General features: G+C 64.0%; 15 protein-coding genes and 1 tRNA gene. 6 read left to right on the top strand and 10 right to left on the bottom strand.

Features of this window, described 5'->3' with window-relative positions:
- Nucleotides 1-5: 5 nt before the first annotated feature.
- Together R2855_07985 and R2855_07980 are read right to left on the bottom strand one after the other, a co-directional pair.
- Nucleotides 6-1,385, bottom strand: a complete 1,380-nt coding sequence (locus R2855_07985) for an aspartate aminotransferase family protein (GenBank protein ID MEZ4530960.1) — start codon at nt 1,383-1,385, stop codon at nt 6-8.
- A 108-nt stretch (nt 1,386-1,493) separates the two neighbouring features.
- Nucleotides 1,494-1,874 (bottom strand): bleomycin resistance protein, encoded by a 381-nt coding sequence (locus R2855_07980; GenBank protein ID MEZ4530959.1) that lies wholly within the window; start codon nt 1,872-1,874, stop codon nt 1,494-1,496.
- Nucleotides 1,875-1,983: 109 nt separating this feature from the next.
- Between R2855_07980 and upp the strand changes: the two genes are divergently transcribed.
- A complete protein-coding gene (gene upp / locus R2855_07975) occupies nt 1,984-2,649 on the top strand; it encodes a uracil phosphoribosyltransferase (protein ID MEZ4530958.1) in 666 nt (221 codons plus the stop codon).
- A gap of 32 nt (nt 2,650-2,681) precedes the next feature.
- Here the strand turns inward: upp and R2855_07970 are convergent, their stop codons facing one another.
- Nucleotides 2,682-2,966, bottom strand: a complete 285-nt coding sequence (locus R2855_07970; GenBank protein MEZ4530957.1) for a hypothetical protein — start codon at nt 2,964-2,966, stop codon at nt 2,682-2,684.
- A gap of 121 nt (nt 2,967-3,087) precedes the next feature.
- Here R2855_07970 and R2855_07965 point away from each other — a divergent pair, with 121 nt between their 5' ends.
- The 4 genes from R2855_07965 (at nt 3,088) to R2855_07950 (ending at nt 7,473) form a co-directional block, all read left to right on the top strand.
- Nucleotides 3,088-4,824 (top strand): carboxyl transferase domain-containing protein, encoded by a 1,737-nt coding sequence (locus tag R2855_07965; protein ID MEZ4530956.1) that lies wholly within the window; start codon nt 3,088-3,090, stop codon nt 4,822-4,824.
- A 237-nt stretch (nt 4,825-5,061) separates the two neighbouring features.
- The gene (locus tag R2855_07960) at nt 5,062-6,117 is read left to right on the top strand and encodes a DUF4432 family protein (GenBank protein MEZ4530955.1); all 1,056 of its coding nucleotides are present in this window, start codon (nt 5,062-5,064) and stop codon (nt 6,115-6,117) included.
- Nucleotides 6,114-7,010: an SMP-30/gluconolactonase/LRE family protein gene (locus R2855_07955; GenBank protein ID MEZ4530954.1), complete on the top strand. Its 897-nt coding sequence runs from the start codon at nt 6,114-6,116 to the stop codon at nt 7,008-7,010. The genes R2855_07960 and R2855_07955 overlap by 4 nt, the downstream gene beginning before the upstream one ends.
- Before the next feature lie 34 nt (nt 7,011-7,044).
- Nucleotides 7,045-7,473 (top strand): VOC family protein, encoded by a 429-nt coding sequence (locus tag R2855_07950; protein ID MEZ4530953.1) that lies wholly within the window; start codon nt 7,045-7,047, stop codon nt 7,471-7,473.
- A 1,853-nt stretch (nt 7,474-9,326) separates the two neighbouring features.
- Here R2855_07950 and R2855_07945 read toward each other — a convergent pair.
- From R2855_07945 to R2855_07915, 7 genes are all read right to left on the bottom strand, one after another.
- Nucleotides 9,327-9,395: transfer RNA gene (locus R2855_07945), tRNA-Lys, on the bottom strand.
- A gap of 82 nt (nt 9,396-9,477) precedes the next feature.
- Nucleotides 9,478-9,633 carry a hypothetical protein gene (locus R2855_07940; GenBank protein ID MEZ4530952.1) on the bottom strand — a complete coding sequence of 52 codons (156 nt, stop codon included), beginning with the start codon at nt 9,631-9,633 and terminating at the stop codon, nt 9,478-9,480.
- A 212-nt stretch (nt 9,634-9,845) separates the two neighbouring features.
- Nucleotides 9,846-11,279, bottom strand: a complete 1,434-nt coding sequence (locus R2855_07935; protein MEZ4530951.1) for a hypothetical protein — start codon at nt 11,277-11,279, stop codon at nt 9,846-9,848.
- 384 nt (nt 11,280-11,663) lie between these two features.
- Entirely contained in the window at nt 11,664-14,714 is a 3,051-nt protein-coding gene (locus tag R2855_07930; GenBank protein MEZ4530950.1) for a hypothetical protein, read from the bottom strand.
- 377 nt (nt 14,715-15,091) lie between these two features.
- The gene (locus tag R2855_07925; protein ID MEZ4530949.1) at nt 15,092-15,772 is read right to left on the bottom strand and encodes a hypothetical protein; all 681 of its coding nucleotides are present in this window, start codon (nt 15,770-15,772) and stop codon (nt 15,092-15,094) included.
- A gap of 6 nt (nt 15,773-15,778) precedes the next feature.
- Nucleotides 15,779-16,822 carry a hypothetical protein gene (locus R2855_07920; GenBank protein ID MEZ4530948.1) on the bottom strand — a complete coding sequence of 348 codons (1,044 nt, stop codon included), beginning with the start codon at nt 16,820-16,822 and terminating at the stop codon, nt 15,779-15,781.
- Nucleotides 16,823-16,872: 50 nt separating this feature from the next.
- On the bottom strand, nt 16,873-18,009 hold the full coding sequence (locus R2855_07915) for a hypothetical protein (GenBank protein ID MEZ4530947.1): 1,137 nt from the start codon (nt 18,007-18,009) through the stop codon (nt 16,873-16,875).
- Nucleotides 18,010-18,583: 574 nt separating this feature from the next.
- On the opposite strand from R2855_07915, the gene R2855_07910 reads away from it, so the two are divergent.
- The gene (locus tag R2855_07910) at nt 18,584-19,879 is read left to right on the top strand and encodes a cupin domain-containing protein (GenBank protein MEZ4530946.1); all 1,296 of its coding nucleotides are present in this window, start codon (nt 18,584-18,586) and stop codon (nt 19,877-19,879) included.

The following is a 19,879-nucleotide window of genomic DNA, read 5'->3' as shown; positions in this document are numbered from 1 at the left end:
GTCTCCTAGCGAATATCGTCCAGTCGCTTCAGCGCGCGTTCGAAGCGCGCATCGATCTCATCGAGCGTCGATTCGGACATCGGTGTCGAGATACAGAACATCAGGCGGGGAGCGACGAAGAGCCCTTCCTGCAACAGCGCGAGATGGAGCACCTTCTTGAGCTGCTGGTTGCTGCGCGCGGCATCGCGATAGTTGCGCACCGGTCCATTGGTGAAATGGATGGCGCCAAAGGAGCCATAGCCAGTGACCACCGCCTCGAACCCATACATCTCCAGGAGCATGCCGATCCGGCTGCGAAGCTGGTCGCCGAGCCGGTTGATGCGGGCAACCTCGTCCGCGCCGAAATGCTCCAGGGCGGCGATGCCCGCAACCATCGTAACCGCATTCCCGTTGAAGGTGCCGCTCTGCCACAATGGCTGCTTCGAGAACGGGTCGAAAATGGACATCACCTCATCCGTGCCGCCAAATGCGCCGCCCGGAAGGCCGCCGCTCATGATCTTGGCGAAAGAAGTGATATCCGGGTAGATGCCGTAGTTCCCTTGCATGCCCCCCGGCCCGAGCCGGAAGGACATGACCTCGTCGAACATCAGCAAGGCGCCATGTTTGGTGGTCAGATCACGCAGGGCGCGCAGGAACTCCGGTTCAGCCGGGAGCATGCCCGCAGAGCCCATGACCGGTTCGAGGATGACCGCGGCGATCTCGGTGCCGCGCTCGGCAAAGATGCGTTCCGCTGCAGCCACATCGTTGAATGGGATAACGGCGACGGTCTGCAACCGGTTCTGCGGCACGCCAAGCGTGTCGATGGTTGCGATGGGCTCACCATCCGGTCCGGAATCGACCGATGGATGCATGGAGACTTCGAAATCGTCATAGGTGCCGTGGTAGCCGCCTTCCATCTTCACGATGAGTTCGCGGCCGGTGAACGCGCGGGCTCCGCGGATCGCCATCATGGTCGCTTCGGTGCCGGAATTCGTGAAGCGGACCTTGTCCACCGATTTCACGCGGCTGGTGAGGATCTCTGCCAGTCCGGCTTGTGCCTGGAGTGCGGCGGCGTAGTTCGTTCCCAGCTGCATCTGGGTCGTCACGGCGTCGGTGATGGGCGCGAAGGCGTGGCCGTGGATGAGCGATGTGTAGTTGTTCAGCACATCGATATAGGTGTTGCCGTCGAGGTCGGTGAGCGTGTACCCCGCTCCCTTGACGATGGTGAGCGGATACGGCGGGTGGAACGCCACCGTGCGAGTGTCACCCCCCGGCATGACGCCCCTGGCGCGCGCATACGCCTCTGCCGATGCCGAGGTGCGGCCAACGTACTCTTGCGTGATTTGTTCGGTGATCTCGGCCAGCTCTGGGCCGGTTCCGCTGCGTCGAGTTCCTTCGGCGACCATGTGAGATTCCTTTCTGGTGAAAGTCCAGGGTCCAGGGTCCAGAGTCCAGAGCACGCGGCGCGCGACAGTGGGCCGGTTTCTCGCTGGACTCAGGGTCCTGGGCTTCGTTTAGTCGTACTCTCCCGTGATCTGCACGAGCTCGATGAGGTTCTGGTAGGGGTCCCGCACGAAGAAACGCGGCCGGTTGGTGATCACGATCGTTTCCTCGACTGGAATTCCTCTCTCCGTCAGGTGGGCGCGAAGCGCGTCGAGATCGTTCACCTGCAAGCAAAGATGCTGCTGATTGCCGTTTGGCACAAAGTCGGGATCGGTGAAGCAGTGCACTTCGTCGCCGTCGGGTCCTGCCTCGAACCAGACTACGCCGCTCAGCGATGAGGGCGGTAGCTTTTCCGTCATGCCAAGCGCTTCCCCATAGAAGGCGCGAACGTGCTCAGCGCCATCCGCGGGCATGGGGACACTCGTGTGCTGCAATCGCGTTACGAAACCCACGTGAGAACTCCTGTCACACCGGTCAGTGACCGCGCGGGCCAGACGGCCGCTCGGCAACGATCACGGGTAAGATATCGCCGGTCACTATCCTAACGAACGGAGCAATCTCTTGTCCGAGCTTTCGTATCCGGAACCTTCAGGCCGCTTTCCCAATCTGTTCGTGAGCGCGCATCCGCTGGTGCGGCACAAGATCACGCAGCTGAGCGAAGCGCGCACGCCGACGGCCACGTTCAAGGAGCTGACGGACGAGCTGACGCAGTTCCTGCTCTATGAGGCCACGACCGATCTGCCGTTGAAACAGGAGATCTTCGAGACACCGCTGGAGCGGACGCAAGGGTCGGTGCTCGACTGCCGCATCGCGTTGGTGCCGATCATGCGGGCCGGGCTCGGCATGGTCGATAGCGCGCGCGAGCTGGTGCCGCATGCGACCGTCTACCACCTCGGGATCTATCGCGACGAGTTGACACATCATCCGGTGAGCTACTACCGAAAATTGCCGGAGGTGCTCCCCTACGACCTGACGATCGTGCTCGATCCGATGCTGGCCACCGCGGGTTCGGCATCTGCGGCGGTGCAAGAGCTCAAGAACCACGGAGCGAAGTGGATCAAGTTCGTTGGGTTGATTGCGGCGCCGGAAGGCGTGCAATTGATGCTGCACGAGCATCCAGACGTTCCGCTCCATGTCGCGCGACTCGACCGGGAACTGGACAGCAACAAGTTCATCCGGCCAGGGTTGGGGGACGCAGGGGATCGGCTGTTCGGCACGATGGAGTAAGGCAACGCCGGGCACGGAACCGGATCAGGAAACTACACGAAGAGCTGGTGGATGGCGTCCAGCTGCTCGGGGGTAATGCGTTCTTCGAGAAAGAGGTCGATCCCGGCATCGGCCAGGGAGCGGCGAAAGGCGAGCACCAGTTCCATCTCGGATTCGTTCAGGTCATAGCCGAACTGTCTCAGCGCGCCCTCCAGATCGTGACGGGCAACCGCGCGAAAATCGAGATCGGACATTGCCTGCTCAGCCAGTCGCTGAAGCACGTCGATGCGTACGTCGTCGCCGATATCTTCGATACGGAAAGTGGAATTCTCGGTCATGTTTGCCATCGTTCGCGCTGGTGCTTGACGGGGCGGCCGCAACGTTCTACGGTTTCATTCCCCGGTCCCGATAGTTTACATGCAGAGGGGTCTTTGCCCTGTTCCCTCAGAGGCCAATCTTATGCGCCGATTGCTTCCCTTCCGTGACCGCCCGACCGTCGAGCATCAGGTCTATGATCTCCCCGCCCGGGAATCGTGCGACCGCTGCGACGCGCTGCTGGAAGGAGCGCCCGACTTCACCCATTTTCGCATCTGCCCAGTTTGTGAACGCCACTTTGGCATCTCGGCCCAACGGCGGATCGAGTACCTGAGCGATCCGGGATCGTTCGAGGAACGGGATTCCGATCTCTACTCCACCGATCCGCTCGGGTTCGCGGACGATCTGGCCTATGCCGAACGGCTGCGGGAACAGCAGACGCGAACTGGCCGATCGGACGGGATGCTCGTGGGGACAGCGACGATCGGCGGCGAGCCGGTGGTGCTGGCGGTGCTCGATTTCACCTTCCTGGGCGGCAGCATGGGCATCGTCGTTGGTGAGCGCCTGGCGCGGGCGGCCGAGTTCGCGGCGAGCAAGAAACGCCCACTGATCGCGGTCGTTGCCAGCGGCGGAGCGCGCATGCAGGAGGGGATGTTCTCACTTCTGCAGATGGCGAAGACCGCTTCGTCGATTGCGATGCTGAAAGCGGAGGGGATTCCCTACATCGCGATCATGTGCGATCCGACCACGGGCGGCGTGAATGCCTCGTTCGCGAGCCTGGCAGATGTCATCCTGGCTGAACCAGAAGCCCTGATCGGATTCGCCGGTCCGCGAGTGGTGGAACAGGCGCTGGGTCGCCCCTTGCCGGAGGGATCGCATACGGCGGAGTTCCAGTTGTCGCATGGAATGGTGGACGCCGTGGTGTCGCGGCCTAACCAACGGAACTACCTCAGCGCGATGCTGCGCGCGATCCGGGAATCCGAGGTCGAACGATCAGACGCCACGCTTCCGGCTATTGCACCCGATGAGCGAACCGCATGGCAGATCGTCGAGTCGGCGCGTGCTGACAATCGCCCATCGACGAGGGACTACCTTTCGCGGATTTCCCCTGGATACGTCGAGCTTCACGGCGATCGCGAAGGCGGGGACGATCCCTCCATCGTGACGGCCCTGGGCAAGGTTGGCGGTCTCCCCGTAGCGTTCGTCGGGTTCGACCGGTTCGCCGACTCCGATATCGTCGGAGCGGCAGGCCGACCAATGCCGAACGGATTCCGCAAGGCACGGCGCATGTTCGACCTCGCCGAGCGGTGGTCGTTGCCCCTGGTGACCTTCGTCGACACACCGGGCGCATACCCCGGCATCGAAGCTGAAGAACTCGGGTTGGCAAGTGAAATCGCGCGCACGCTGGAGCGAATGAGCACGCTGGAGACTCCGACGGTGGCGGTCGTGGTTGGCGAAGGCGGTAGTGGCGGCGCGCTGGCGCTGGCGCTGGCTGACCGGGTCCTGATGCAGTCAGGCGCGTTCTTCTCCGTGATCAGCCCGGAAGGGGCGGCCGCCATTCTCTATCGGGACGCGCAACGCGCTCCGGAACTCGCGAATCGGTTGCGGATCACCGCCCCAGAGCTGGCCCGGTTCGGCATCGTGGATCAGATCGTGCCCGAGCCGGAACACGGGGCTGCGGCCGACATCGATTTGGCAGCCACCTATGTCGAATTGGCGCTGCTGGGTCAGCTGGAGGGGCTGCGCAAACGGCGTATCGGGCGTTTGATGAAAGACCGGCGCACCCGGTACCGAGAGTTCGGCACGGCCTTCATCAGCCGCAAACCGCCCGAACCCGCGAAACCAGTCGAAGGCCCAGAAGGCGCCAGCCTCACGGCATAGGTCTATTCCCACTCGCAGCGCCGCATGAGATTCCATGCGGCGTGCCTGTCTCGCCCAGATCGACGAGCAAGCCGTCATCACGACCGTGCCGGGACCTTCCTGGTTTCGCCGAGTGTCGGGCACTGAGCGAGGGCCGGAGAGCGTCACGCCCGGAACCATCGCTCCCTCACGCAGTCGGAGGGGAAGGTAAGCTTCCGGTATCGAAATGGCGGCGTGCAGGGAAGCAGGGAATCCGGGATGCTGAAGGCGAAGGAGACCACGCTGGAGCGAAATGTTCCGGCGGTGAAACTGGAAAACGACAAAGTCGAGATCACGATACTTCCAGACAAGGGGGCGGACATCTACCAATGGATCCACAAGGGGACCGGGGTGGATGTCATGTGGAAAAGCCCGTGGGGTCTGCGCAAACCGGGCGCCGGGATTCCGACCTCGTTCGACTCGAGCGTCACCTGGATCGAATGGTATCCAGGCGGTTGGCAAGTGCTCTTTCCCAGCGGGGGCGGTCCATGCCACTACAAGGGCGTCGAGCTGAGCTTTCACGGCGAAGCCTCCAGCATGTTCTGGGATGTTGCCGATCTGGGAAGCAATGAGCACGAAGCCTGGGTGCGACTGACCACCACCCTGGCGCGCAGCCCGTTCACGCTGACGCGCGACATCGTGCTCGACAAGGACGCAACCTCGTTTCTGCTGCGTGAAACGGTCCGCAACGATGCAGGCGAGCCGATGGACTATGTCTGGGGGCATCACCCGGCGTATGGAGCTCCATTCCTGAGCGAGGATTGCCGGATCGATACCAATGCGCGCACCTTGCGCGCTGATGACGTCTACGATCCGCCAACGTGCCCCTGGACGCCTGGCACGGTGTACCGCTGGCCAACGACCGAGCGAGATGGCGCAACGGCCGATCTGAGCGTCGTACCTGGAATCGGTGAGGCGCGTGGCTCGATGGGCTATCTGGAAGACTTCGATGAGATCGCCTGGTATGGGATCACCAACACCAGGCTTGGCATCGGCGCCGGGTTGGCATGGCGCACCGAAGACTTCCCCTACGCCTGGTTCTGGCAAGAACTCCATGCGTCACCCGGATTCCCCTGGTACAAACGGGTCTACGTCATGGCGATCGAGCCGAGCACGACGAACGTTGGTCAGGGGCTGGTCGCGGCAATCGAGAAAAACGGCTCGCACCGGACGCTGCAACCAGGGGAGAGCCGCACCGCCGAGATTCGCGCGGTGCTCTATGACGCGACGACCGGGATCTCCGGCATCGATATGGACGGGAACGTACGCTCATGAGTCAGGTATCCGGTGTTTGGGATGTGACGATCGGCCTGGAGTCCGATCCTTTGCGCGATCTGGCGGAGTTCCGTACCTGGGCCAATGGGCTCGACCACCCGGAAGGGGTCGCTGAGGGACCGGACGGCACGATCTATGCCGGGGGCGAGCTGGGCCAGGTCTACCGCATCGCTCCTGACGGGACAGCGCAGCAGATCGGCATGGTGGACGGGTTCGCCCTTGGGCTTGCGCTCGATGCGGACAGCAACGTCTACATCTGTGAGACGAGTACCCATTCGGTCAAGAAAGTGACTCCGGAGGGCGTCGTGTCGAATTACACGAGCGGCGTCCCGGGGAGAGCGTTCGTCAATCCGAACTATCCGGTGTTCGACGCCGAGGGCAATCTGTACATTACCGACTCCGGGCACTGGGGCGGGAAGGATGGGTGCATTTTGGTCGTGCGCCCCGATCGAACGACGGAGCTGTTCAGTGAAGGTGTGCCGGCGTTCCCCAACGGTCTGGCGCTCAGCCCGGACGGACAGTGGTTGTATGTGGTGGCATCGGAATTGCCCGGAATCGTGCGCGTGGCGATCGAGCCGGATGGCTCGGCTGGGACAGTGGAAACGGTAGTGGAGCTCCCGAAAAACGTCCCGGACGGAATCGCCTTCGATGCCGAGGGGACGTTGTACATCGCCTGCTATGCCCCGAGCGTGGTCTATCGGTTCGGCACCGACGGAGTTCTGGACGTGCTGGGGTACGACTGGCAGAACACGCAACTGGCCGCGCCGACGAATATCGCGTTCACCGGTCCGCAACGGACCACCATGGTGATCGGCAGTCTCTCCCGGTGGCACTTGACGACGATCGAGATGGAGATTCCCGGTCTGCCAATGCGCTTCCCGAAACTGGGATGAGGATCGCAAAGCGAACATCAAAGGAAAGCGACTCATGACGACACGACTCGTTCATGTTGGGGTGCGAGCAACGAACCTGTCCGAAACGCTGCGGTTCTGGCGGGACGCACTCGCGCTCGCAGTGGTGCAGGAGTCGGACGTGCATTGCGACTTGACCGACGGATGGAGCAACTTCCGGATCTTCCAGCATAACGGTCCAGACCGGCCAGCACATGTCTCCGGCATGCTGGACTACCTGCACATCGGCGTGCTTGTCGATGACCTGGCGACCGCGGCGGAACGGTTGCAGGGATTGGGATTCGAGATCATCTGGGATGTTGTGGATGGCGGCAAGCCATACGACCCGTCCAATCCGCCGACAGAGTCATTCAAGGTTGCTGATCCCGACGGCATCGTGGTGGATGTCTCGGCAAATCCTGACCAATGGCCCGGGGTCGCAGGGCCGACCACGCAGCTCTCTTGACCGCGGCCCTATTCACCAGGTTGAGGTCCTGGGAAATGGCTAGTCTGCGCTGACAGGACCCGATGAATTCAACCCTTCGGGTTCGGAAGACGGTCCACTGGATCATTGGCGAATATGGATTCGGTGAACCCCAGATGCAGCGGTCGGCGCCAACGTCACCGCTTCCTTGGTAAACCGTTGAGGCGTTGCAAATGCAACGGGACAGGCATTCGTTCCTGAAGCCCGACCGGGTATCAATGGCGGCACAGCGATCTGGTCTTCGCAACAGTTCCCGGGACGACGATTGGTCCGAGCAATAGCTATTGAAGGCTGAGGCATCTCTTGAGCGAAGCCGAGCTTCCTCCATGCGGCTTCACTGCGCTACGGCACAACTGCGCGCCCCTCTTGCTGGCTGCTGGCGTTCCAATGCGCTCAGTCATGGAGCAACTCAGTCACAGCCAGATGATTCTCACGGCCATGGCAGCCCGTTAACGCTGATCGAAAATGCAGATGCGCAAGAGCGGGCGGAGTCCGGGATATGACAGGGAAACGGCGCGACGCTTGCGGCCTGTGCACGTGGCGAGGAAGCGCGCTACAAAGTAGACTGATTTCGGCCCGCCCCGACACAAACCTCCATGCCAACCGGGCCGAACGACTGGTGCCACGTGACCCAGCCCTCGTACTTGCTCTCAATTCACTAGCCGAAATATTTCCGTAATCGCTGATTGCCGCCTGACCACAGGAGTTCTTGGTTCCCGACAATCAAGAGCCCACGACATTGTAAAAGCTGGCCATAAGTGCTGAAAGCTGGTGCATTGTGGGGTTCGCTGGCGATCTCTGCTTGGGTAGGTTCGTCAAAGGCCTTCGGCAACAGGATCGCGGACTCTGGCATTGATGATCCGAAGTGGCTCCGTGATGACGACGAACTGGAGTCGGTTTCTCAACAGCACTGTCTCGGCACGGGTCCATTCGGTAGGAGCGGCAATCATCGCAATTGCTGCTCTGCAGGTAGTGGAAATCCTAGTCGCTTGGGTTGACCGTTGGCGCACTATGACCGGCGAGCTGCGTGATCCGACGAACCCGGATTCACCTGCTCCCATCTCTCACTGTCGGTGACGCTGACGAATCCGGGTGCAATTGTTCGCCACGGAGGCCGAAAATAGCCGCAATCGGGAACGGCGCAGAAATCGTCGATCAGATGACTCGCGAAGCGTTGGAGATCGCTTGGTTCGGTCGTCGTGAGTATTCTACAATATGGCTGGCTGCATCCGAGCGGCGTGACAATGCAGGTCGCCCGTGACCTAGTAAGAGGCAGGGAATACAGGGGGTTGGCGGCCTTTTCCAAGCCGCAAGCCTCAGTCAGGGTTCGCATCGATCATCCCGTATTTTCAATGGATGGATGTTGAGCCGGGTTTTTGGGACGTACGTAGCAATGCGGATGGAAAAGGGTCGGGGGTGGGTTCAGGAGCACCGTCCCAGCAACACGTCATTCCCGTCTACTCACCGTTTGAAGTCCAACACGGCCACCCGGCAATGCGAAACAGCAGGTTTATTTGACCCCAGGCGCACGATGACAAGGAATTCCCCAGGCGTGGTGCCATTCGAGCAAGGTCAACTCCACTTTCACCCTATCTGGCGGGTGTTCCTGCAAGGTCGGTATCTTGGGGAGAGCAGGCCTTTGGTGCCGTTCAGGAAGCCCGAAATCCGAAGAGGTGGCGACCCTAACCGACCCTTGCAGGTTCCAGTAGATCGATCATGGACATTGTGCCCGCGTTTTTAACGAAAAGGCGGTGCTGTGAGGCGGTACCGCCGCAGGCCCGATCCGGAGTCTATGACCGTCAGAGATCGAAAAACCTAGCAATCATGCGGCTTTCTGGTAGTGACCCCGGGACTCGAACCCGGAACCAACGGATTAAAAGTCCGGTGCTCTGCCATTGAGCTAGAGGGTCGTGCGTCCTCCGACGCGCGTGCGGATGCTACCGCGAACCAGGCCGGCCTATCCAGCCGATTGCAGCATTCCAGATGCTATCGCTGGCGTTTGGGCCGTTGCGGAGCGAGCGAGGTCGCCGCTCCGGCTGCCAGAGCCGCAAGACCGAGCAACATCAACAGCGTGGTATTCGCGAATCGATCGGTCCCCTCGCCCGTTGCGGGGAGCGTGGACACGTTCGCCAGCGGATTCATCGTGAGATTCCGTGTGGAACCCTGAGGGCGCGAATGGCGCACTCGTGAAACCACCGCCGTTGCCGAGGGCATCGCCGCTTCCGATGGACCCGCCGCCACCGGAAGGATTGCCATTCTCGCCGCCAATCGAACCCGGGTTCGGGCCCGGCTCCTCGGGCTCTTCCGGCACGTAGGACGGTTCTTCGCATCCAAAGGCCGCAATCTGCACGGTGTCACCGGCGGCGATGGTGAAGCCATTGCGCGCATCGGCGCCATTTGCAAAGAGCGCGCAACCGCTGGACGACGAGAGTGAGTAAGTCCCCGGCACCAGGTTGGTGAACGACAGCGATCCGTTGCCGCCGGTGGACGCGGTGGAAACGACATTGCCGCTGCCATCGAGAAGCGACACTACTACGCCAGCGCCGGCGCGGCCGCATCCAGTCGTCCAATTGCCCCAGGTGGTGGGGTTCACAACGCCTGACCGATTCCGAACACCAGTACAGACTGGCCGAAATCGCTCCGGAAAGAATCGTGCTGTTGATGGACGCGGTGACCGAATCGCCTTCGGGCACATACACGGCCGCGGATGCGCCCGTCGGCCCGTCGGTGACCACATAGTCGCCAGCCGCAACTTCCACGGAGGTCGCCCCGTCTTCGCCGAGGTCGATGACCAACGGCGCGGCGCCTCCCTCAGAAGAGGCCACGCTGACGCTTCTGTCGCTCGGAACGCAGCTGGCGTTGTTCGGACCACCGCCGATGGTAATGAAGGTTCCTTCGGCGCCTTCCGCGCAGTCGAAGCGTTCGATGGTCAATGTGCCCTTGGGGCCAGGTACATAGTCGACAGCCAGGACGATCGTCGTTGCTCCAGCCACCACCTCGAGATCAGCGGATCCGTTTGCGTTCGAAATGGTGTAGGAACCAACCGGAACCGTCCCAATCCAATTGCCAGCGCCATCAGTGACGACCGAATACGTTCCACCCGCGCCAGCAACGGTGAGGCTCGCGCCGGCACGCGGCTCACAGCCAAGCCCGGCTGCTTGCATGGCGAGCGGCCCAACAACGATGAACTGCGTGCGCGCTTCACCAGAGGTGGGGCACTGGCCATTGGAGATCTGGAGTCGGCCTGCCGTGCTCACCTGGATATTGACGATGTAGGCAGAGGCGCCATCGCTGGCTGCAACCGAGGCCGACCCGTTGCCATCGGGCACAAATCCGCTCGGAAGCGTGCTCTGGTCCTCGGTGAACGTAACCGTTTCACCTTCCGGCGCATCGAATGAGGCGACACCGGAACCGTTGGTAGTGCTTGCGCCGATTGGGCCGCCCTCTGACGAGGCCGAAACGCCAACGCCGGCAGCGGGCCCACAATTGCCGTCGCTTCCGGGATCGCCACCGCTATAGCCGCTCGAGCAGGTGTAAATCGTCACCGACACACTCACTGCCGCAGCTTCCACGCTTTCGGTGGGACTCGCGGTTGGGCTCGCTGCGCTTGTCGGGCTTGCGGTTTCGGTGGGGCTCGCTTCGGCCGTTGGACTGGCCGTCTCGCTCGTTTCCGGTGTGGGTGTCCCTTCACCGGTCGAAACACCCGAGTCGTTGTCGTCCCCAATACCGCCGGACGACTCCGTTGGGGTGGCAGTTTCGCCATCACCCGCTGTTTCGGTCGAAGCCACACTCGGTTCTTCGGTGACGACCGGTTCCTCAGAGATTCCCGTGCTGGACTCATCGCCGATCGAGACGACGCCCTCGACGGTTGCCGTTGGCGCAGGAACAGGTGTGCCGTCCGACTCCTGAGCGATTGCCGTGGCCGCCCAGCCCGAACTCAGGACCGGGGATCAAGGAGAAGCACGCCAAGCCAGCGCAATGTGTTCGATCGGCTCATCATGTGAACGATTTCCCGGCGCCCGGGTGGGTGCCCAGTTTCGCCGTGCTGAGTGCGGAACACTCCCAAGTCGATAACAGCGTCGAGGAGCACGCGCTTCCTCGGAGCGATCGGGAAGCGAACGCTGCCCTCCCCACGTCCATCCTACCAGCGGGGAAAAGTGCAAACAAGCCTTTCATCGCTGGCCCCTTCCGGTTCGCACGCGGACACGGGACCGTCGCGCCCGCTCGTCGTGCTCGCGGCGCACGTGAAGCATGACCGCGATGACACCTGCGGTGGTCGCCGCCATGAGGATGAGCAAGAGGATTCGCATGGTCGAAGCGCCCTGTCCGGCATCCGTGCCAGTCGAGGGCAGTGCCTTGATCGAACCGATGACCTCGTCATTGGTCGGAGTCGAAATGTCACCCGGTGTCGGCTCGACCGGCGGGGTCGGATTCACAGTTGGGATCGGTGTCGGGGTCGGTGGAAGAATTCCGGCATCCCCGGAAACACCGTCTCCACCATTGCCGCCATCACCGCCTGCTCCACCGTCGCCACCGGAAGCATCACCGCCAATGGCCGTGCCACCATCGCCTCCGGCACCGGCTCCGCCGGCTGCGTCGGCGCCGGTTGCGTCGCCGCCATCACCAGCAGCGTTTCCGCCACCGGTGACACTCTGACCAGTCACATCGCCACCAGAGGCGTTTCCACCAGATCCGTTGCCACCGGTCGCGTCGCCGCCGTTGGAATCTGCCTGACCGTCAGACGAACCAGCGTCCGCGCCAGTTCCGTCGCCGCCAGCCGAACCAGTGGCATCCGTGACCGAGGAAGCGTCACCGCCGGAGACACCTTCGAGTTCCGCCGAGCCACCGGTATTCGTGTCTCCATCGACAGCGCCGCAGTTGCTCAAGCCAACCGAGCCGCCGTTTCCGCCATTCGCGCTGGAGCCCGTGCTGGCCTCGCCACCGTCGCCGGCGTCTCCGCCATTCGAATTGGTCGTCGTACATCCAGTCGCCAGGGAAACGACTGAGCCGCTTTCGAGAATGAAATCGGAAAGATCCGTATCGCTACTGGTAGCAGTTCCACCCAGAATGGTCGTCTCGGCGTTGCCAGCCGTGCCGGCTCCGCCATTCGCATCTCCACCCTCGGCGGCGTTGCCTCCTGTGGCCGGACCGCCAGTACCGTCACCACCGTGAACGATCTCGCCCGTCGTAGCGCCGCCGGTGACCTCCCCGGTCGCTTCACCACCGTCGCCAGCGTCGCCGGATCCGGCGGTCCCATCGGCGCCGGTCCCGTCACCCGCGTTGGCGTTGGCATTCCCTGTCGTTGCTGGCGCGCCATTGCCTCCCGTGCCACCAGAACCGCCGTTGCCGCCAGTGCCATTGCCGGAGTTGGAGGACGTGCCGTCGCCCCCTTCGACCGATCGATCGATGTTGCCGTTGCCAGGAGAGGTGGCCGCATCCGAATCGGCATCCGCGCCATCGTGACCGAGCGCATCGCCAGAGACGCCGTCTCCACCGTCGCCAGCGTCGCCGCCGGCGCCACCGTTTCCAGCGTCCGCGGAACCACTCGCTGCTGTGCCACCGGTTCCGCCCGTTCCCGCGCCGCCGGTACCCGCGCCACCTTGGCCTGTACCACCATCGCCACCGAGGTTGCCGCCGCCTGTGGCGTTTCCGCCGGTGGTGGAACCGCCTGTCGCTGTCCCACCGCTTCCCGCGCCTCCGGTCGCAGATCCAGCATTCGAGCTGCCTGCGTATCCATTGCCGCCGGCGGCATCGCCTCCGGTGCTCGATCCGACCGTTGAACTTACAGTGGCGTCACCAGAGCTCACCGGACCGATGGCCGCATCCCCGGCACTCTCCCCGCCGCCGGTCGTGTCTCCACAACCTGACCCGCCACCGGCGCCTCCTGTGCCACCACTGGCAGTGCCACCTGTATCCGCATTGCCGCCCGATCCGGCCGCGCCGCCGGCGCCTCCAGTTACCGCGCAGCCATCCGTGACCGAAACGACCGCCAGCGTATCGCCGCCAACCAAGATGCCCAACGCGATAGCTTGTCCTGGGGTCAGGACTTCCTGTTCGACCAACGTCGACAGCAGATCGCCCGGAGCAATGTTGCCGGTGGAGGCAGTGCCCCCGATGACATTGCCTGTCGTTGCCGTACCACCTGTGATATCGACAGTGACATTGCGTCCGGTGGCGACTCCGCCGCTGGCAGAACCGGCATCCGAAGCGTTGCCGCCCGTCGCGATTCCTCCAACTCCGTCGCCCGCGGTGACATCGCCGCCGATCGTCTCGCCGCCAGCTGTGTTGCCAGTGGCATTGCCACCGTTGCCGCCAGTGCCATACCCACCAGCGCCGTTTGCGCCCGTGCCAACTCCGCCACCAGCGGAAGCATCGCCGCTACTGGCTTCCGCCCCGGCGCCGCCAGCTCCCGCGGTTCCTGCTTGTCCACCAGTGGCAGTTCCGGTAGTCGCATTGCCACCGCTGCCGCCAGCTGCGTCCGCATTTGGATCGAGCTCGATTACCGCCGCATCGGCCGTGGCATCGCCTCCGTCGCCGGCAGTGGCTTCGCCAGAAACCGCGTCGCCACCGTCGCCACCAGATCCACCAGCACCTCCGGAGCCACCGGTCGCATCACCTGAGGTAGCCGTGCCGCCATCCCCGCCTGTACCGGCGCCACCGGTTCCCGAGCCGCCCGTGCCAGAACCGCCCGCACCTCCGATATTGCCGCCGCCACTGACGTCACCACCGGTGGTCGCTCCGCTCGAAGCGCTCCCACCGCTGCCGGCTCCGCCAGTCGCGCTGCCGCCAGATGCATTGCCAGCTGTCGCGGAACCACCAGTTGCATTGCCACCGGTGCTCCCGTCGACATCAGTGGCGGAGGATGCCGTGCCAGCCGAAACCGCGTCATGTGTAGCCGTTCCAGCCGTGTACCCACCGCCGCCAGTTTCGCCGCAGTTGGCCGCGCCACCGCTTCCACCGGCTCCGCCGTTGGCAGACCCGCCAGATTGGGCGTCGCCGCCGATACCGCCATCCGCGCCGGCTCCGCCGGTCGCCGAGCAGCCGTTCGTCAGGACGAGCATGTCACCCTGGATCGCGCTGCCACCGGTCGCGTCGCCGCCGACGAGAACTGCTGTTGTTATGTCATTGGTCACTGCGCCGCCAGTGGCGTTCCCTCCGGTAGCGTCGCCACCCAGGCCAGTTTGGCCAGCGGTGGCCGCACCGCCGGTACCGTCGCCGGCCACAGCGTTGCCGCCCTTGGTCGCGCCGCCGGTGGTGTCGCCGATCTTCGTGCCTGCTGCCGATACCGGCCTCCGGATCCGTCGCCGCCAGTGCCGGAGCCGCCATTTGCAGCCGCATTCCCGGTCGTCGCGTCACCACCAGCCCCGCCGGTGGCGCCTGCCGACCCGTTCGCAGCGTTGGCCGCGCCGGATGATGCACTTCCACCGTTGCCACCGGATGCCACAGCATTGGAAACGGCATAACCACCGCTCGCGGAGGCCGATGCGTCAGCATCTCCGCCGTTTCCGCCGAAAGCATCGCCGCTCCATGCGTCGCCGCCCTCGCCGCCTGATCCGCCTGCTGCCCAAGCCGCCAGGCGTCGCGTCTCGACAGACCAGCGTTACCCACCAGACCCACCGGCGCCAGCGCCGCCTGAGCCAGTTCCTCCGGTTCCATCACCGCCGCGGCCACCCTGGTTGTTACCACCGGACGTGTTTCCGCCCTGCGTATCGCCAGATGCGGCCGCTCCGCCTGATCCAGCGCCGCCGGTGGCATCCCCACCGTTCGAGTCGCCAGCAGTCGCGTTGCCGCCGGTTGCGTCTCCACCGATGCTGGCGCCAACGGTCGTCTCACTGGTCGACGACCCACCAGTGACATCTCCATGGGTTGCGCCGACATCTGCTGTGCCGTTGCTTCCGCCGTCAGTCGCTTCACAGGAAGCCCCGCCGCCGGCTCCGCCAGCGCCACCTGTCGCGAACGATCCGCCCTGAGCGGTCCCGCCACCGCCGCCGTTTCCGCCAGCTCCACCTTCGGCCTGGCAGCCATCGACGATCGAGATGACATCGCCGCCTTGCGCGTAGCCCGCGACCGCATCGCCTCCCTGGACAGTGGGGGTTTCATTTTGTCCCGGTCCGACTGTTGTGCTTGCCGAACCTGCCGTGGCGTTTCCACCGGTTGCGGCGCCGCCATTCTGAGCGTCGCTGGCCGTGGCAGTGCCGCCGGTGCCGTTGCCGCCAGTGGCGTCACCACCGGTAGTCAGACCACCATATGTCGAGTCCGATTGCGTCGCCGCCATCACCACCGGTGCCTACTCCGCCGATGCCGTTGCCGCCAGTGCCAACGCCGCCATTTGCCGAGGCAGCCCCTGCTCCGGCGTTTCCACCGGCTCACCCGCGCCACCAGCGCCACCATCTCCCGGATCGACTGCGCCGGACGTCGCAGAACCGCCATCGCCGCCGGTCGCGGTCGCCGAGGCATCACCGCCCCAGGAGCCAATTGCGCTGGAAACGGCATCACCACCATCTCCGGCAATGGCATCGCCAGAAATACCGGTTCCTGCCGAACCACCGGCTCCGCCAGCGCCTCCGGCGCCGGCCGAGGCAGCCCCGCCGGTCGCGGTTCCACCTGATCCACCGGTTCCCGTTCCGCCGAGTCCAAGACCGCCGGTCCCGTCGCCGCCGTCACCGCCTCGATTGACACCGCCATCGATACCGCTGGTGGTGGCTCCGGCAACCGCGTCGCCGCCCGAACCTGCGCCGCCGGTGGCATTCCCGCCATTCGAGGCGCCGCCTTGCGCCGAACCGCCCGTGGCCGATCCGCCAGTGTTGCCAGCAACCTCGATCGTCGAAGTGGCATCTCCACCGGTGGTGTTTCCGTGCGTGGCGCTGCCGCCATGATTTGCCTCGTTGTAGGTTGCGCCGCAAGAGGCAGCGCCACCCGCGCCTCCTGCTCCGCCATCGGTAACCGATCCGCCGGTTGCCGTGCCACCAGAGCCGCCATCGCCGCCCTGGCCGCCAGCGGAATCGCAACTATCGGTCCACGTGTAGACACTTCCGCCATCCGCGACCGTGCCACCCGCATTGGATGCGCCGCCGCTTTGGACCCAGTCGCCCTGGACCGTCGTTGCGCCATCGCCACCGGTACCATCGCCGCCGGTGGCGCTTCCGCCATCCGCGCCATCACCGGCAAGCGCGTCGCCTCCGGCGCCATTTCCCGCAGTGGCATTTCCGCCGACAGCATCTGCGCCAACGGTGTCGCCTGATGCGTCTCCACCGCTTCCCGCGGTCCCATCACCGCCGGTACCGCTGCCAGCATTGGCGCCGCCACCAGTCGCAGAAGCATTGCCGCCCACTGCGCTGCCGCCGTCGCCCCCGGAACCACCCTGTCCTGCGATCGCAGGTGTTACCGTACCCGCCGAGGCGTTTCCGCCCGATCCAGCGGTAGATTCGGCATTGGCAGAGCTGCCCTTGCGGTACTCGATTCATATTCAGAGGTGTCGCCATCGTCACCGGTCGAGACCATGCCGCCGACCGCGATGGTCGCCAGACCAGGGCTGCCGCCATTTCCGCCGGAGCCGCCGGTTCCGTCACCGGCATTGGCCGTGCCGCCAGAGCCAGCGTTGGCGCTGCCAGCGATACCGAGCCCGCCAGTTGCCTGGCCAGCTTGCCCACCGACATTGCCTCCGCCGATCGTGGAACCGCTCGTGGCAGCGCCACCGACCGCCGCCCCGCCAGAAGCGACGCCCCCGACCGCAGCGCCGCCGTTGGAATCGCCGCCAAACGCGGAGCCGCCATGGCCGTCGCCGCCAGTATTCGATGTACCTGTCGCTATTGAGACCGCAGTACCGGCACGGAAGTCCCCGGCCGAAGCCGAGCCACCCGTGTTTCCATCCCCAAAGACAGAACCACTCGACGCCGCCCCGCCTGTACCCGCGCTGCCGCCGTTCGAGGAGCTTCCGCCTGAGCTCGATCCGGCTCCGCCCCCAGTTCCGCCAGCGCCTGTGGTGGCACTTCCGCTACTCGCAATACCAACGGCACTGCCCCCTTGCGTGGCCGTGCCAGCGACGACGACATTCCCGGACGATGCCGTTCCACCGGTAACGCTGCCATTCGCGTTACCACCTATTCCATCGCCTCCAACGGCATTGCCGCCGGTACCAGCGTTGCCGCCGGTGCTGTTTCCGCCGGTGGCATTTCCGCCAGTTGTGGAGCCACCCGTCGCGTCACCACCAACAGTGCCCCCAGAGGATCCGCCGGAATCGCCTCCGGTGGCGTCGCCCCCGGTCGCATCGCCACCCGTGGCATCGCCTCCGGTGGCATCACCGTCTCCCCCGGTTCCGGTGCCGGAGTCACCGCCGTCCTGATTCAGTTGAAGCGTGGCTGACGAGATGTTGCCCAGCCCGGCGAGTGTCGGGTTTGCGAAGAAAAGCGTGCTCAGAACGATCAAAGCAGCGGCGAGCACCCGGAAAACATCGCGGCGAACGACAAACGCCGCGCCCCGGATGCGCACTCCCTGGCTACGCTTCGAGCCCCTTGCCAAAATCCGTTCCGACCTTCCGTTCGCGTTCGGGACTGCAGTTTCCCGAGTCCGCGGGTGCAAGGGCCGCAAGAACACAACGAGCCGTTGGGCGCATTCACGCCCTCCGGCTACGTCTTATCCCCGCCTTCCCGCACCGTCGACCATCGTAGTTCGTCCCATTCGACCAATCGCGGCACCCTTTCGGACGCCTGACTACTCGAATCGGGTGATTGCATCCTCCGTGCACCAAGAGGATACCTTGTGAGTGTTCGTGCACAACGCACGGAGGCGCGGCTCTTGTCCAATCGCTATTGCCAGGAACCGATCAATGCTGCGCCCGAACCTCTCACGAGCATCTTATCGGCATGCGCCCGGTATTGCAATAAGCGACCACGGTCGGAGAACCAGTCTGGGCAACGTCCGGGAGCGATTGAACGCAATTCCACAGCAAACCGATCGGGGCCCTGCTTCGTTCAACTGGAATAGGGTAGTGTTGCGGTTCGTTCGTTTGGAACGCCGGCGCTGCTTGCCCAAACGGACCGTGGCGCGAAGCCGGCGCGCACTGTTCTGTGTTTATGTTGGGAGGATTCCTATCATGCAATTTCGGCTCTTGCGCCGACTTGCGCTCATCGTACTGTTGCTGGCGATCTCCCTGGCCGGTCACCAAGTCCATCCCTCGGCTGCACAGGAAGGCGAAAATCCGGGCATTCTGATCGACGCGACACTCGACGCGGGCGACTATCCTGTGGCGCCTGCGTTCGTGCGCTTGCTGCGCATCACGCTCGAACCCGAAGCCAGCAGCCCATTGCACACGCATCCTGGACCGGAGATCGTTGTGGTGGAACGCGGAACGTTGACGGTCCAGGTTAATGGCGCGGCCGAACTCATGCTGGCCGGAGATCGTCCTGCAGAAGGAACTCCTACCGCAGGGGAGTTGGCGCCAGTAGGCTCCGAATTCGAGATGACCGTTGGCGACCAACTGGTTTACTTGCCGCAGACGCCGATGACGTTCCGCAATGCCGGTTCCGAGACCGTCTCGCTCTTGACGGTAGTGCTGCTTCCGGCTGGGCATCAACACCCACCCGGGGTTACCTATATCAACGGGCAACCCGATGCCGCGGCGTTCACTGGTGTGACCCCCCAGGTTCTGGGCGATGGCGTGGCATCTTCGATGCCGGCAAACGGGATTCGGGTCGTGGTGGACAAATTGGCGCTCGATGAGGGCCAACCGCTCCCTGCCGAATCGAACCAGACGATGCTCTCACTGCAGCAGGGCGGGCTCGACTTCACGGTGTTGGGTGGCAAGGTACAGGTCTCGCGCGGGGCAACACCCGGTCCACAACCAGACACCGCGCCCGGTACAGAAACCAATTTGGCAGTCAATGACGCCGTTTTCTTTCCGCTCGGAGTGAAAGAAGCGCCTCGCCCGGAGAACGATGGGCCACTCTCCTTCCTTCGCCTGTCGGTCGAGCCCGCAAGCCCCGAGAGTGAGCCGACACCATCGGGCGACGGTGTGGGCGAGATTCAGGTGACCGGCACAGAGGTGACTCCAGAACCCGGCGACGAGACTCCGGCAGCAGGCGGCACGCCGTCTGCGGGCGCGACGCGGACTCCAGACGCGAAATCGACGCCCAGCGCCACGGCCACACCAAGCGGACCGCAAGAAGGCGACTCGGTGTCCGTCAATTCAGACGGCGTCAATATGCGCGCATGCGCGAGCACTGAGTGCGAAGTCGTCACGCAGGTGTTCTTCGGTCAAACCGTGACGATCACCGGACCGTCCGAGGATGACGGGGAGTATGTTTGGTGGCCGGTTTCGCTGGACGACGATCCGTCCATCACCGGCTACATCGCTCAGGACTTTCTCGATCTGCCGGAATCGGGCGAGTAG

It is taken from the genome of Thermomicrobiales bacterium (assembly GCA_041390825.1).
Taxonomy (GTDB): domain Bacteria; phylum Chloroflexota; class Chloroflexia; order Thermomicrobiales; family UBA6265; genus JAMLHN01.
The sequence above is the reverse complement of the archived record's forward strand: the minus strand, read 5'-3'. Positions and strand labels throughout refer to the sequence as shown.